Annotated in this window: 12 protein-coding genes; 4 read left to right on the top strand and 8 right to left on the bottom strand. The window is 44.3% G+C overall.

All coding sequences use genetic code 11. The features are described from left to right. Positions 1–59: 59 nt before the first annotated feature. Together R7P69_RS02875 and R7P69_RS02870 are read left to right on the top strand one after the other, a co-directional pair. Positions 60–911, top strand: coding sequence for a carbenicillin-hydrolyzing class A beta-lactamase CARB-56 (locus tag R7P69_RS02875; RefSeq protein WP_017821520.1), 852 nt, complete (start codon positions 60–62; stop codon positions 909–911). Between the two features lie 282 nt (positions 912–1,193). Then, on the top strand, positions 1,194–2,186 hold the full coding sequence (locus tag R7P69_RS02870; protein ID WP_238952529.1) for a sensor domain-containing diguanylate cyclase: 993 nt from the start codon (positions 1,194–1,196) through the stop codon (positions 2,184–2,186). Positions 2,187–2,355: 169 nt separating this feature from the next. On the opposite strand, the gene R7P69_RS02865 is transcribed toward R7P69_RS02870, so the two are convergent. Then, positions 2,356–2,508 carry a hypothetical protein gene (locus R7P69_RS02865; RefSeq protein WP_005375418.1) on the bottom strand — a complete coding sequence of 51 codons (153 nt, stop codon included), beginning with the start codon at positions 2,506–2,508 and terminating at the stop codon, positions 2,356–2,358. A 246-nt stretch (positions 2,509–2,754) separates the two neighbouring features. Between R7P69_RS02865 and speG the strand changes: the two genes are divergently transcribed. After that, on the top strand, positions 2,755–3,294 hold the full coding sequence (speG, locus tag R7P69_RS02860) for a spermidine N1-acetyltransferase (RefSeq protein ID WP_005375417.1): 540 nt from the start codon (positions 2,755–2,757) through the stop codon (positions 3,292–3,294). A gap of 47 nt (positions 3,295–3,341) precedes the next feature. Here speG and R7P69_RS02855 read toward each other — a convergent pair whose 3' ends face one another. From R7P69_RS02855 to R7P69_RS02825, 7 genes are all read right to left on the bottom strand, one after another. After that, entirely contained in the window at positions 3,342–4,139 is a 798-nt protein-coding gene (locus R7P69_RS02855) for a hypothetical protein (RefSeq protein WP_017821522.1), read from the bottom strand. A gap of 176 nt (positions 4,140–4,315) precedes the next feature. Next, positions 4,316–5,401 (bottom strand): OmpP1/FadL family transporter, encoded by a 1,086-nt coding sequence (locus R7P69_RS02850; protein WP_017821523.1) that lies wholly within the window; start codon positions 5,399–5,401, stop codon positions 4,316–4,318. A gap of 120 nt (positions 5,402–5,521) precedes the next feature. Continuing rightward, positions 5,522–8,662 (bottom strand): efflux RND transporter permease subunit VmeQ, encoded by a 3,141-nt coding sequence (gene vmeQ / locus R7P69_RS02845; RefSeq protein WP_182016428.1) that lies wholly within the window; start codon positions 8,660–8,662, stop codon positions 5,522–5,524. A 10-nt stretch (positions 8,663–8,672) separates the two neighbouring features. Continuing rightward, a complete protein-coding gene (gene vmeP, locus R7P69_RS02840) occupies positions 8,673–9,815 on the bottom strand; it encodes an efflux RND transporter periplasmic adaptor subunit VmeP (protein ID WP_005375406.1) in 1,143 nt (380 codons plus the stop codon). A gap of 90 nt (positions 9,816–9,905) precedes the next feature. Further along, positions 9,906–10,697 carry a hypothetical protein gene (locus R7P69_RS02835; RefSeq protein ID WP_017635247.1) on the bottom strand — a complete coding sequence of 264 codons (792 nt, stop codon included), beginning with the start codon at positions 10,695–10,697 and terminating at the stop codon, positions 9,906–9,908. A 528-nt stretch (positions 10,698–11,225) separates the two neighbouring features. Beyond that, entirely contained in the window at positions 11,226–13,385 is a 2,160-nt protein-coding gene (locus tag R7P69_RS02830) for a prolyl oligopeptidase family serine peptidase (protein ID WP_017635248.1), read from the bottom strand. Positions 13,386–13,591: 206 nt separating this feature from the next. Continuing rightward, entirely contained in the window at positions 13,592–15,163 is a 1,572-nt protein-coding gene (locus tag R7P69_RS02825; RefSeq protein ID WP_085569317.1) for an ABC-F family ATP-binding cassette domain-containing protein, read from the bottom strand. Between the two features lie 445 nt (positions 15,164–15,608). Here R7P69_RS02825 and R7P69_RS02820 point away from each other — a divergent pair, with 445 nt between their 5' ends. Then, positions 15,609–16,034, top strand: a complete 426-nt coding sequence (locus R7P69_RS02820) for a universal stress protein (protein ID WP_005375398.1) — start codon at positions 15,609–15,611, stop codon at positions 16,032–16,034. Positions 16,035–16,198 lie beyond the last annotated feature (164 nt).

Genomic DNA, 16,198 nt, shown 5'->3' with positions numbered 1-16,198 from the left:
TATAGTTTACGTGACATCGCTACGGTGCGAACTAAAACTAAAATTGAAGAACACGATCCATGAAAAAGTTATTTTTGTTGGCTGGGCTAATGGTTTGCTCAACCCTAAGTTACGCGTCCCAACTGAATGAGGACATTTCTCTCCTCGAGCAACAAACCTCAAGCAGAATTGGGGTGTCAGTTTGGGATACCCAAGCAGACGAGCGTTGGGATTACCGTGGCGATGAACGCTTCCCACTCATGAGCACATTCAAAACCCTAGCTTGTGCCAAAATGCTAAGTGATATGGACAGCGGTAAGCTAAGTAAAAATGCGACCGCAAAAGTCGATGAGCGCAGTATCGTTGTATGGTCTCCAGTGATGGATAAGCTCGCAGGCCAAAACACACGCATAGAGCACGCGTGTGAAGCCGCTATGTTAATGAGTGATAATACTGCAGCCAACTTGGTATTAAATGAAATTGGCGGCCCTAAAGCCGTAACAATGTTTCTGCGAACAATTGGAGATAAAGCAACGCGCCTAGACAGAATAGAACCTCGCTTGAACGAAGCCACACCAGGCGACAGCCGCGATACAACCACACCTAACGCCATACTAAACACTCTGCGAACCTTGATCGAAGGCGAAACGTTGTCTTATGAGTCTCGTGTACAATTAAAAATCTGGATGCAAGACAACAAAGTTTCAGACTCGTTAATGCGTTCTGTATTACCAACAGGTTGGTCTATTGCAGACCGTTCTGGTGCGGGTGGTCATGGTTCGCGTGGCATTAACGCGATTATATGGAAGGAAAATCATCGACCTGTTTACATTAGTATTTATGTCACAGAAACCGAGCTCTCACTTCAAGCTAGGGACCAGCTCGTTGCGCAGATAAGTCAGTTGATTTTACAAAAGTACAAAGACAATTAAGTCTCTACTCACCTGACCCCATTTGTATCCTTTTCTAGCCCTTCTCTTCCAGAAGGGCTCATTCTGTACTTCCATCTTAAAAACATCACTTATTGAGTAATGACTTACTTATAAATAGGTATAAGATTTACTTATTTAGGGTGAGTTAACGCCCACATTAAGCAACCAAATGCACACAAACGGCGATAATTAAACCATACTCTTACCAAGAAGCACATTTTCTACAAAATAGCTTCACGTAATTTATTGTTGGTATTTGCAACATTGCCAAGGAGATGTCTATTGAGACTTGAAAGAACTTTTAACCCTGATGACTTATCGATGCAAAACATGGAAAGTCCGATATGTATGCCGATAGGGTTTGTTCACTTTTTAGCTCAATCGGAAACACTACAGCAAGTACTTGATACGGTGGCAGAATGGATAAATCGTATATTTAATTCTGACCGTGCGAGTATCACACTTTATGAAAACAATGATCATCTAAAGGTCTACTCTTTCTCTGGTAGTAAAGCGATTCCCGCTGAATTTTTAGTGCCCATTCATCAAGCGTTTGTTGGCCGAGTGTTCAAAAAGCAACAACTGATGATCTGCGATGATGTTACGCAATCTGATGAGATCGATTGTATGATGCTCGCATCCAATGGTATGGGTACGTGTATGGACGCGCCTTTAATGCACGGTAAAGTCTGCCTAGGAACGCTTAATGTTGCGCATCATCAAACGCACATTTACACAAACGAACAAGCGGCACAGCTTCAGTGCATCGCTAATTGGATTGCTTTAAACATTGCCCTTCATATACAGATTATGAAGATGGAGCACCTCGCCACGACGGATGATCTAACAGGTATTCCAAACCGCAGAGAGTTCATGCGACAAATCGAAAGCCGCCTAAATGAATACCGAACCCAGGGCATTGACTTCCATGTTGCTATTTTAGATCTCGACAATTTTAAAAGCCTCAATGACCGATTTGGTCATGACGCAGGCGATAAATCACTGATCCATGCAGTTAATACTATTAAAAGTCATCTACTTGATTGTGACTTACTTGCCAGAGTTGGCGGTGAAGAGTTTGCCATCGTATTAAGAAGTCGCTCATCACAGCAAGCTCTAGACACATTAGAAACGATTCGTAATGCACTAGAAACGACGACCGTTCAACATTCAGGTTGTGATATGAGCTTCACCGCGAGTATTGGGGTAACTCAAGTCTGTCGTCTCGACGACTCATTTGAACCATTAGTTAAACGCGCCGACTTAGCACTTTAAAAGGCAAAAGAAACTGGAAGAAATCGCGTTGAGTTTCATATTGGTGAAGAAAGGTAGAAAAAATAAAAAAAGGTAGCGACTCATTGCGCTACCTTTTATCGATTCTAACCCGCTTAAAATAACTAATACGAACTTTAAGCCAGTTAAAAATAAGAATGAGCAAATTTAATTATGCTTTCTTAAGATCTTTAGCTGGGTAAGTTAGTGTTTTTTCGCCTGCTTTTACATGTGTGTAAAAACCGCCACTGCTTAAACCTGTAACAACCATTTCGCCAAGATCGATACCTTTAGTCGCTACTACTACGTCACCGATTGAAAACATATTGAATACCTTGTTTGTTTAGATTAAGACACTAAGTCGTTGCGCGGTATTTAATACGATATTAGGCAAAGCACCTAATCGAGTTTTTTATCGTAAAGATTAATTTATATTTGTCGTGAACTCTAAGTTTCCACATTGAAAATCACAGGATATTTTCCAAAAAAAGATGCGCTATTCTTGTGAAATACGGTAATATTTTCTAGCATCAAGTGCGGAGGTATTCTCCGCCCTCATTGGAGAAAAATGATGAAGAAAGGCCTAAAAATGCGTGCATTAGAGCGTTCTGATTTGCGCTTTATTCATGAACTGAATAACAACCGAAATATCATGGCCTACTGGTTCGAAGAACCTTACGAGTCTTATGACGAGCTCGAAGAACTTTATCGAAAACATATACATGATGACGCTGAAAGGCGTTTTGTCGTCGAAGATGAAGACGGCATCGTAATTGGCTTAGTTGAGCTGATCGAGATTAACTACATTCACCGCAGCGCGGAATTTCAGATAATCATCGCCCCAGAGCATCAAGGCCGAGGTTATGCGACAGAGATGATTAATCGTGCGTTAGATTACTCATTCTCAATTCTTAATCTACGTAAAATCTACTTATTAGTCGCAGTGGATAACGAAGTCGCTATTCACTTATACAAAAAGTGCGGCTTTATCGAAGAAGGTCACCTTGTAGAAGAATACTTTATTAACGGCGCTTACAGCGATGTTAAGCGCATGTATATATTAAAACACCAGTACCAGAAAAAGATCGAAGAAAACAACTCAATTCACTAGTTCATTCTATCAAAGTAAAAACGCAGCTATTTGGGCTGCGTTTTTATTTATTCAAATTGATATTGATATGATAACACGATGCGCTTGTCTGCTTCATCCAAATAGGTGTTGTTGTCCATGACAAACGTCATTACGTTAAAAGAGTGGCGTTTGCTCACGAGGTAACCAAGACCAATACCACCAAAGAAGCCTTTGTAGTTCTCTCCTTCACTGTTTTCTGAGCCGTAAGTGCCTGCTGCGAAGCTGATTAACGTCAGCTCTTTGGTAAACAATTTCAGCGCAAATGCACCAACGTAACCGCTACTGCCTGAAGAGCTCATCATGTTGAAGCCATTCTCTGCACTTGGCGTCCCCGTAAAGTTAGGCTCGCTACAGAGACTACTTTCTGCACCGTCACAAACAGGAACATCACCAGTGTTGTACGTATAGCCTGCCATTGGGAAAATTTGGAAGCCTGCTGGCTCAATCCCGAAATAACTTAGCGGCATAAAGGTACCAACGCTGTAGTTGGTTTGATCCGCGCCGTTTACGTATTCATTTTTACCGAAGTTGAAGTTCACGATACCGACCGGAAACAACCACGAGCCACCAATACGCCACTCGCTCGCATCATCATTGATACGCAGGTTAATTTTGCGCGCTTGGTCAAGCGCAAGTGAGCCCGAGAATGAGATGTTTTGATCATCAAAATCGTAGTTGTTTGCGTACGACGCGCCAAATTTCGTGATGACTTTTGTTGGGTCATCCGCCAACTTGTTTTTATTGTCTTTTACTCGATGCTCGGCACCATGAGCCAGCGTACTAACCAACAAAGTCGTACACACTAACGCTAGTTTATTTTTCATTTTTTAGTCCTTTGAGATGTTGAATACCCGCACTTAGCTGCGCAGATACTTTTTGAATCATCACTCACTGGATGTGACAGAAGCGCCCTAACTACCTTAGATGGTGTGACAGCATCCAGTGCAGGTAGTTAGGGTAGAATGGCCTGTAAGGAAGGCGTTTTAGCGATTAGGAATGATTAGTTTTTCCAGTTGTAGCTCATGCTCATGAAGTACAGCGCAGGCTCATCAAAACCAGCTTGTAAGCGTGGCGTTTTTGACGATTCCATCAAGATCGCTTCAAACGCGAAACCAATTGAGTTTTCTGAATCCAATTTGTAATCAATGCCTGTACCAATGCGGTACGCCTTGCCAGTAGGAACGGTAATGTCACCGTTTGATTGACTTTCATACATGCTGGTATCGAATGCAAAACCTGCATTCCACATCATTTTTTCATTCAGTTTGTACTGAGTACCCAATGCGATTTGGTAAGTGTCTTGTGTCTCTACGTTCAGCGTGGTTGTGTATTCGCTCCAGTCTTGCCAGTTCACGTTCCACATCACCGCTAGGTCATCATTCACTTCGTGGTAAGCACTGAAGATCAGTTGTTGCGGAGCAATGGAGTTACTATTGTCGAATTCAAATTCGGTTTCAGAAGAGTAAGACAGACCAAGACGCGTGCCTGGTGTTGCTTCATAAAGCACACCTACTCGGCCGTTGAGCTGAGTATCTTGGTCTTCGTCATTGAAGTTCAAGGCTCCCTTCGTTTCCACTTCATACATACCGTACTGAATGCCAAGCGCCGCACCCACAGACCAGTGATCATTGATGCGGTAAGAAGCGGAAGGTTGAATGGTCAACGCTTGTGTCGTTGCTGTAGGAATATCTAAATGATTATCCAAAAGACCTTCGTACTCTAGGCCAAGACCGTAGTTGCCATACAGACCAATACCCAGCGTCCATTTGTCGTTCACTTGTTGGCTGTAAAATGCCGACGCCATAGGAACAAAACCAATCACGTTGCCCGCATCGCCAGTCATCGTGTCTAGTTGCGCGTCACCGTAAAGGCCAATCAGGTTACCAGAGAAAGATTTACCAGAAACATTCGCCAGACCAGCCGGGTTTGCTGCCATTACTGAGGCATCTTGCGCACGAGCCGCCATACCAGCGGATGCCAAACCAATATCCGATGCTGTAGTTTCGTAAAGGTATAACCCACCCGCTTGCGCAGCAGCACAAGTCAGTAGAGAGCTCGCTACGACGATTTTTGAAAGATTTTTCATGTTAAAACCTATTATTGTTAGGGGAACCCACGCTGCGACGGTGGTTGTATATCAATGAAAGGCATTGGCCAATCGCACACAGCGTGGGGGTGTTGTGGAGTCAGTCAGTTGAAATCAGCGTTATTGCTCGCTCACCTCAAGTTCAGTGGGTTTCTTTCGCTTAAACTTCTCGCGCAGAGATTGCATCATCACGAAGAACACTGGCGTCAGTAACGTGCCAACAAACGTAGAGAGAATCATGCCGCCGAATACCGCAAAGCCCAGTGAGTGACGAGATGCCGCACCGGCACCCGATGCAATCACCAACGGGAATACCCCCCAGATGAAGGCAAATGCGGTCATCTGTACTGCTCGGAAACGGATTCGAGCAGCTTCTTTGGCAGCATCAATGATGGATAAGCCCTTTTCTTCTCGCAGAACTTTGGCAAATTCCACGATAAGAATCGCCACTTTGGCGGACATACCGATCAAGATGACCACACCAATCTGCACATACAAATCGAACGGTTGTCCCACCAGCAGTAGCGTGCCCATTGCGCCGAGAATCGCGACTGGAACCGCCATCATTACCGCAGCAGGAATAGTCCAGCTTTCGTACTGAGCCACCAAGAACAAGTAGGTGAACAGCAAAGACAATGCGAACGCGATTGGCGCCATGTTGCCTGCTTTCATCTCTTGGTAAGTCATGCCTGACCACTCGTACGAGTAACCACTTGGCAAAGATTCCGCAGCCAGTTTTTCAATGGCTTTTACAACATCACCCGAGCTGTAACCTGGCGCTGGCGCACCGTTCACGGTTGCAGAACTGAACATGTTGTAGTTCGATAAGGTATCAGGGCCGAAGATCGGCTTCACTTTCACTAGCGTTGCCAGTGACACCATTTTTCCAGAGCTTGAGCGAACAAACAGATGGTCGATGTCGTCGATGTTGTCACGGTATTGCTCTTCTGCTTGCACTTTCACTTGGTACGAACGACCAAACAAGTTGAAGTCAGAAATGTAGGCACCGCCCAACTGCGCTTGCAGTGTGCTGAAGATTTCATTCAACGGTACGCCCATCGAAATCGCTTTATCGCGGTCAATATCGATGTAACGTTGCGGAATGTTCGCACGGAAAATCGAGAACGCACGCGCCACTTCAGGCAGTTGATTGATTTGGCCAACAAAATCAGCGGTTGTTTTTGCCAACTCTTGTGGAGAACGGCCCAAGTTGTCTTGCAGCACAAGGTTGAAACCATCCACCGCACCCATGCCTTTGATTGCCGGCGTCGCGAAAACGAACGAAGCGGCATCTGGCGTTGAGTTCAGCATTTGGTTAACTTTGCTCATCAACGCGCGTTGGTGTAACTCAGGGTCTTTACGTTTGCTCCAGTTATCCAGTTTGATGATCAACATGCCCGAGTTTGGAATCGACGCCATGTTAATTACCGAGAAGCCCGCAACCGAAACCACGTTCTCCACACCTTCCATCTGTTTTAGCTCATCAACGTACTTCTTCATTAATGGTGCAGTACGCTGCAATGCTGCTGCGTCTGGCAAACGCATTTCGACCATGAACACGCCTTTATCTTCGTTCGGAACGAAAGAAGAAGGTACGGTCATGAACGCAAATGCCAGCACCGCAATAAGCGCGCCATACACACCGATACTCAGCACAATGCGGCGGCTCAAGAAGCCAACTAAACCTTGGTATTTGCGCGTTATTGCTTCAAAACCGCGGTTAAACGCACGCAAAGGCGCAATAGGTTGCGAGTGAGTAGATTTCAACATCAACGCACAAAGCGCTGGCGTTAACGTTAATGCGTTGATCGCAGAGATCAGCACCGACACACAGATGGTGACCGCGAACTGGTTGAACATCCGACCAGAAATACCCGGCAATAGCGCAACCGGTACGAATACTGCCAACAAAATGAGCGTTGTTGCCAATACTGGCCCCGTCACTTCTTTCATAGCTTGGATCGTGGCCGGAATCGGGTCTAAATGCTCTTCATGGATAACCCGCTCCACGTTCTCTACCACGATGATCGCATCGTCCACCACGATACCGATGGCGAGGATCAAGCCAAACAACGAGATGGTGTTGATGGTCATGCCCATCACGCCCATGATTGCGAACGTCGCAATGATGGAAACCGGAATCGCTAAGGTTGGTATGATGGTCGCTCGCCAGTTCTGCAAGAAAACGTACACAACGAAGGTTACAAGAAGTACCGCAATCACTAGCGTCTCATACACTTCATCAATCGATGTCTCTACGTATTCGGTAGAGTCATACGCGATGTCGTAGACCAAATCATCTGGGAACGATTTCTCGTACTCTTTCATGGCCTCTTTCACGCGTTCCATCACGTCTAGCGCGTTCGCTGTCGGCAACTGGTACAAGGCCAGAACGGCGGCTGGTTCGTTATTCATACGACCATCAGCTTCGTAACCTTGTGCGCCAACTTCGACACGAGCCACATCTTTCAAGCGAATCAAAGAACCTTTCTTGCTCGCACGGATGATGATGTTCTCGAACTCTTCCGCAGAAGTAAGGCGGCCTTTGGTTTGCAAAACATATTGATATTGCTGGTCACCCGGAGCTGGCATACCACCGATCTTACCCGCCGCCACTTGGATGTTTTGCGTTTTAATTGCGCCGATAACATCGCTAGCAGAAAGCTTCAAGGTGGCCAATTTATTTGGGTTCAACCAAATACGCATTGAGTAGTCTTTCTTACCCAGCAGCGTAATGTCACTCATACCTTCGATACGTTTTAGACGCTCAACGATATTGAGATCCGCGTAGTTAGAAAGGTAGATACTGTCGTAAGACTGTTTCGGAGAACGCAGTGTGATAACGCCCAGCATGTCGGAAGATTTCTTCTTAACCGTCACACCGATTTGGTTTACTTCTTGTGGTAGAGACGACGTCGCCTGTGCCACCAAGTTGTTCACACGAACCTGTGCCATATCGCCATCTGCGCCCACTCGGAAGTAAATACGCAATGTGTATGAGCCATCGTTACCAATCACAGAAGACATGTAAATCATGTCTTCAACGCCGTTGACTTTGGCTTCTATCGGTTGTGCTACCGTCTTTTTAACCACATCCGCGTTTGCACCCGGATACATGGTGCTCACCGTAATTACCGTTGGAGAGATTTGAGGATACTCAGAAATTGGCAAGACTTTCAGGGCGATCATACCCATCAATGTCATCGCCAGTGAGATCACCAAAGCAAACTTCGGCCGGTGAATGAAAAATTTACTTAACATCAGTACTCACTCAGCCTTGTTCACTCTGTAGCTCAACGTCTTTCACCGTTGCACCCGGACGCACTTTTTGTAGACCATTGACGATGACTTTTTCGTTAGCCGCCAAACCAGTCAGCACAGCACGTTTCACACCGTAGGTCTGACCGAGTTCAACGTTACGACGAGACACCACGTGATCATCACCAACCACCATGACGTAGTCACCCGCTTGGTCTTGTTGAACAGCCGCCGATGGGATAAGCAAACCATCAATGGTTTTATTGCGCAGCTTGATGGTCAAGTTGCCATATTCACCCGGCATAAGCGCGTAAGTTGGATTATCGAATTGTGCTTCTGCTCGAATTGAGCCTGTTTCTAAATCGATCTTGTTGCCAACGGCGTAGATCTTGCCATCAAGTGGATACAATGAGCCGTCTGAAAGCGTCAGTGTTAAATCAACATCCAGTTTGTCATCGTTACGATGAGCCACATCAATGGCACTTCTTACTCGGCGGTAGAGCTTCTCATCCACATCAAAGCCAAAGCGAATTGGGTCTACTTGAGTGATCGAAACAAGAGGAACGATTTGAATTTTCGAAATACGGTCACCCACTCGGAAGTTGCTGAAACCCACGCGGCCAGAGAAAGGAGCGCGCACAGAGCTAAATTCAAGATCGAGCCTTGCTGAAACCAGCGTCGCTTTCGCCTCTTCTACCGAAGCAATCGCTGCGGCGTGCGCTGCAATGGCGTCATCGTATTGCTGCTCACTGATGCTTTTATCTTTGATGAGTTTCTTCACACGTTCTGCATCACGCGTAGTTTGAACGAGTTGTGCTTTTGCTTTTTGCAACGACGCTTTTGCATACGCCAGTGCCGCTTTGTAAGGACGGTCGTCGATTTCAAACAACAATTGGCCTTTTTCGACCATATCGCCATCTTTAAAATGAATCGCGGTTAATTCGCCACCGACTCGCGGCATAATATCAACGTCATTTACCGCTTCAGTTCGACCGATAAAAGTATGATAAGGAGTGATTTTTGTTTCGGTTAGGGTAACGGTTTCAACAGAGGGTGCTTGGGCTGTTTTCGTTGCGATATCGCCAGTTTTGCATCCTGATAGTAATGCAGAAGATATAGCAATAGATACCAACGCAAATTTATATTTGGCTTTCATGATAAACCTACTTTATTTAGAAAGTGCCCTAGCCTAAATATTTAAATATATGGATAAACACACTTTATATTCTGGAAATAAACGAGGGAGTTAGAATTGGTAGTTAAATTCGATACGGTGATCACCATCACCGAAATTAACGTGCTCATTCCAGTTTGCAAAGTAACGAATATTTGCGCGAGGATTAATTTGATAAGACAACGCAAACTCATGAGTCAAGATATTATCCTCACCCGCGTAATAAGTATCTTTATATTGACTAGACCCTGACAACGTATGCATATACATTGGGTTGTAGTTAATCCAGATTTTATCGGTTAATTCAATTTTTGAGTACATACCCACAACAGTGAAAGTACCTGGAATTTCATAACCTTTGTCATCACCACTAAAATCATTAGCAATAGTGACACCCGCACCAGCTAAAGGAAATAGCTGCAACATACCAAACTTAGGTAGACCTTGAATAAAGCTATAAGATGCATCTAATTTATCGTTATCAACGTCGTAGTTTACATCTAATTGACGGCCTAGACCTTTTGCGACTTCTACTTGGAAATTACGTAGTCGGAAAGAGTCAATGCTGTCATCAACGTTGGCATATATTGGATCGTCATTGTCGCGAATGCCAAATAGCTCACCACCAATGCCTTTCATTTCAATGATGTTCATCGCCATGGTACCAGGCTGGCTAGATTGGTAAGTTTGACCGATTTTGATGTTCGCGCCTTTATCAGTAATACCAAAGCCAGCTTGGGTGTATACCGCAAGTGGGTCAGACATATCTTGTAGTTCTTCGTTATTGTTTGTCTGCGCATAGGCAGAAGACGCGAGTTGTAGGGCTGCAACCATAATGGCAACAGACGGTTTCACTAAATTCATAAAACTGTATCCATTTTAATGATTATAAAATTATTCACGTCATGAGGTCATCATAAATAGCAAGCAACACAACTCGCTTTGGATAACATAAATTATCAAAGCAAATTCAATAATGACGAAACATTCGACGTTTTAATTAAAATAAAATAAAGCATCGTAAAAGTTCAATCACCGCTACTTATATCTTATATAACTTGAAATTTGGTAATACCAATGAAGAAGGAAATATTAAAACTTATGAAAATTCAATTATCATTAGAACAAATGATTAATTAATTTTACCATATAAATAGAGAGTGCAATGGATTTAGGTGATCGCGATCAATGTTTCATTTCGATCGTACAACACTCTTCAGATTAATTAGAACATTATAATAATTTAAAAAACCTTAGTTTGATTAGCCTAGCATCAGATTAGAATAGTAGGCCTATAATAAATAAAAAGGGAGTCACTCTCTGTGATTCCCTTTTATTATCGAGCGATAAAGCGCCGATGCGTTTCGATAACTAAAACGCAAACAATTCGCACTATTGCAGTTTCTCTATTCCCATATTGAACAGTGCAAAACTATAAATATCTGCATTTGTCTCAATTATTTTACGCGTTGGTGTGCCTGCACCATGTCCTGCATTGGTTTCGATGCGAATTAAGGTCGGATTTGAACCCGCTTGCTTCGATTGCAACTCAGCAGCAAATTTGTATGAGTGAGCAGGAACAACACGGTCATCATGATCACCGGTTGTAATCAATGTTGCTGGGTATTCCACCCCTGCTTTTACATTGTGCACCGGCGAATAACTTTTCAGATATTGGAACATCTCTTTACTTTGCTCTGCCGTGCCGTAGTCATACGCCCAACCAGCACCTGCGGTAAAAGTATGGTAACGCAGCATATCCAGTACGCCGACTGCTGGCAGCGCCACTTTAAACAGCTCTGGACGTTGCGTCATAACGGCCCCTACTAACAAGCCACCATTCGATCCACCGTTAATGGCTAACTTGTTTGATGACGTTACCTTTTCATCAATTAGGAATTCAGCCGCAGCAATAAAGTCATCAAACACATTTTGCTTTTGCATTTGAATGCCAGCGTTGTGCCATTCTTTGCCATATTCCCCACCACCACGAATGTTCGCTACCGCGTAAACACCACCAAGCTCTAACCAAGCCGCACGTGTCGGGCTAAAAGATGGCGTGAGGCTAATGTTGAAACCGCCATAACCATATAGGATGGTTGGTGCACTGCCGTCCATCGGTGTCCCTTTTTTATAGGTGATGATCATCGGCACTTTTGTTCCGTCTTTTGAGGTGTAAAACACCTGGCGAGATTCATACAAAGCTGGATCAAATGGCGCTTTAGATTTGTAGTACACCTCGCTATCACCATCTTTGATGTTCAGACGATACGTAGTGCTTGGCATCTTGTAGTTGGTGAAAGAATAGTAGACTTCGGTTTCATCTTTTTTACCCGAGAAACCGTATGCGCTGCCAATATCAGGCAATTTGATTTCTCGGATGAGTTTGCCGTTCATGTCGTATTGCTTCACCATCGAGATCGCATCAACAATATAACTCGCAAACAAATTGCCACCCGCGGTAGAAACGCGTAACACATTCTTTGTTTCAGGAATCAAATCTTTCCAGTTTTTGGGCTGCGGCTGACTCGCATCCACCGTCACGACGCGTTTGTTCGGCGCGTTAAGGTTCGTAACCAAGTACAGCTTCGTGCCTTGGTTGTCTATCACCCAAGTATCAGAACTGGTGTTATCTAAAATGGTTTTCAGCGGGCTATTTGGCTTACTCAGGTCTTTGAAGAACAGTTTGTTGCCCGACGTCGATACGCTGGCTGAGATAAACAAGTAGCGTTCATCTTCCGACGTGTAACCCCCAACGTAGCGATACTTTTCGTCCTTTACACCACCGAAAATTAATTGGTCTTCACTTTGTTTCGTTCCAAGTTTATGAAAGTAGAGCTTGTGTTGGTCTGTCTTCGCGGAAAGTTCACTCCCTTTTGGCTTGTCATAACTTGAGTAATAGAAACCTTGATTGCCGAGCCAACTGATGCCGCTGAACTTAATATCCACCAGCGTTTCGCCGACGGGCTTTTTGGTTTCTGTGTCTAACACAATGACTTTGCGCCAATCGCTACCGCCTTCCGAAATGCTGTATGCAACCAAAGAACCATCACGTGAAAAGCTCACTCCCGCTAACGATGTGGTGCCATCTTCACTAAAAGTATTTGGATCGAGGAAAATTTCTGCTTCGCCATCACCTAACTGCCGATAAAGCACATCTTGGTTTTGTAGCCCGTCATTTTTGTAGAAATAAGTGAACTTACCCTCTTTGAACGGTTGGCTTTGCTTTTCGTAGTCCATGAGCTTAGTGATGCGCTCTTCAATCTGCTCGCGGTAAGGGATTTTCGACAGATAATCAAACGTCACTGCATTTTGTGCCTTAACCCATTCTGCGGTTTCTGGGCTGAGATCGTCTTCCAACCAGCGATAAGGATCACTCACTTTTGTACCAAAGTAGTCATCGACAACATCCACTTTTTGTGTGGTTGGATACGTGATGGTTTTCGGGGTTACCTGTTCAACCGACGATTGCGCCGCTTCATTTGCATACGCCACAGACAACACACTTCCGAGTACGAGAGCCGTTGTGAGTGCTAGGGTGTTCTTTTTCATGAAATTCCTTTTTATTTTTCTGTTGTCTTTTTGTGCAATACATCAGAACTCTACTATATATCGACAAAATGAATCTAATTTCATTAAACGAGTTGTGAAAGCCATCCTAACTCCCTCATTTCCTTCCAGTTCTACAAACTAGTAAGTGGAAGTGTAGAACTTGGGAACAATACTGAAGAGCCACGATGGCGTTTACTCTCTTTCGTCTAAGTCAGCTCGATTTGGCGCAAAACCCCAGACTCAGAAGCGAAATCTTGGTCGTGACTAATCAGAACAAATCCACCTTTGTATACATTTAACGCCTGACTAAGCATTATTTTTGACTCGAGGTCGAGATGGTTATCTGGTTCATCAAGCAGCAGCAAAGGCTGAGAATTTTGGTGGCTGACTATCAGCATCGCGAGCTTCATCTTCTCGCCACCGCTCAGTAGGCGCCCCAATCGAAACACTGCATCTCGACGAAAACCGATCCCGGCCAATAAGGTCCTCGCTTCACTTTCCGTCATCTCTTGGCAGCTCTCCATTACGTTCTCAAGTAACGAAAGATTTGGATTCACTGCACCAAAATGTTGGTCGAGATAATACAAAGGCGTATTCACTTGCAACTCACCACTCTGCAATGATAACTCGCCAAGCAACGTCTTTAACAAGGTTGACTTTCCGCAGCCATTTTTCCCTTTGAGATGGACTTTATCGTTCGCAAAAATCTGCAAAGTGATAGGAGTAGAATCCCCAAAAGGCAATATACCTTCTTGTATCGACAACACTTTTCTCGAACGGTTCGGATTATCTGCAAGATAAAACTTTTGCGCTTTGAGCTGCTCATGTCGCGATTGCAACGCCCGCTCTTTGGCTTGTAAATGCGCTTGTCTGAGTTGCTCATTCTTATTGCGATTTGAGGCGCTGGCGGTCGCGCTATCCTTTTTGCCATCAAGCAAAATTTTGGGCTGACTGCCGTCTTTGCGCAGTTTGTTCCCTTGCGCGGCGCGTTGGTCTGCTTTTTCGCGATTTTTCTGGGCTTGCTCAGCTAACCGTTTTTTGTGTTTATCGACCTGCGCTAACTGCCTTTCGACCGCTTGTAACTCAGTGCGTTTTTGCTCGGCATACACATCGTAATTTCCACCAAAAACCTGTAAGCCTAGGCCCGAGAGTTCCCAAATTTCCTCCATTGCTCGAAGCAGATCGCGATCGTGACTGATGAGTAAAATCGCGCCACCGAAATGCCTCATAGACTCTATCAACCATTGTTTCGCCTCGGTATCGAGGTGATTGGATGGCTCATCGAGAATCAAAAGCTCCGCTTCGTTTTCAAACAATTGCCATAACTGCAAACGCGCCAACTGCCCCCCACTGAGCCGAGCACAAGAGAAATCAGGGTCTTGCGGCAAGCCCATCGCAGCAAGCTGCTGTTTGAGTTTCTGTTCAATATCCCACTGTTCGCCAACCAGTTCGAACCAATGCTCAGAAACATCACCTTGTTCAATCTGCTTCAAAGCATGTAAGACCGAGTCTGTTCCCAGAAACTGGGCGATCGATTGCTGACCTGAAAGCAAATCAGACGGCTGCTGGCGATACATCATGAAAGAAGAGGGAGAAGTCACAACACCGCTGGCAGGCTGAGTTTCGCCCGCCAAAATGGAAGCCAAAAGCGACTTACCGATGCCATTGCGCCCAACCAAACCAACACGTCGTTTAGTCATGGAACAAGAAATAGACTGGAATAGCGTCTCGCCATTATCAAACTGATGGCTAACATTAAAAGCTTGTAAAACTGGCATAATTTGCCTCCTGTATGACAGGGACAACAGCCGTAGCTATGATTTGAGATTGCAACAAAACGCGTGCACAAACGCATTAAGCTCTATGTAACGCTCGACGATAAACGTCAAATCAAAAGGTCGTCTTGTTGCAAAGAAATATCGGAAAGTGAGCTACGCCTACTAACCCTGCAGATCCAAAAAATAAGTAAAAATATGGATGACAGGTTTAGTTCTTCATGTTGGCGTAATCTCCTAGAGAAATGATGCGCAGAGTGTAGCGGCTTTTTTGTTCAAAAAGCAAGCTTTCTAACCAAATGAGTACAAAGAGAAAGTTTCACAGCAAGTTGTTATATCGTATTAACTTTTTAACAAAACTTTGAACAATTTCGAGATCTTATCAACACAATTTTTGCCCAAGCCATACTATGCTTAGGGTAAAGATAATCCACATAAGGGCGTGGTTATGAAATACAAACATATCCTTGTTGCACTCGAACTGTCAGATGAAAGCACCGTGCTTATCGACAGAGCGGTATCAATGGCAAACTATCTCGACTCCGATATCTCCTTTATCCATATTGATGGTACGCACGGAGAAATCTATCGCGAGCTTGTAGACATTAAAGAGAACCCGGATCAAAGGCCGTTGAATGAGCATTCAATGGAATGTTTAAAAACATTTAGTGATTACATGGATTACCCACTTAAACATTTCTTCGTAGGTACTGGCGACTTGGCTGATAAATTAGAGGTCACCATTAAAGAGCAAGAAGTGGATCTTCTGATTTGTGGTCACCACCAAGATTTCTGGAGCAAGATTATTTCTTACTCCAGACACTTAATTAACAAGTCACCGGTGGATATTCTAGTCGTCCCTATTCATGATTAGTAAAACGTAACACTTCCCAAAACCACCAATTTATTTGGTGGTTTTTTATTGATATTGAAACAGCTTAAACAGTTTTCCAAACTAGCTTGGCGATCATTTATGAGTTACATTTTCTAACCAACCCGCGCTCCTACTGGGCATGGTTATTTAGATAGCAAGGATCC

It is taken from the genome of Vibrio sp. 661, from assembly GCF_033339315.1.
In the GTDB taxonomy this organism is placed as follows: domain Bacteria; phylum Pseudomonadota; class Gammaproteobacteria; order Enterobacterales; family Vibrionaceae; genus Vibrio; species Vibrio alginolyticus.
Note: the sequence above shows the minus strand (reverse complement) of the source record. Positions and strands in the feature narration are given on the sequence as shown.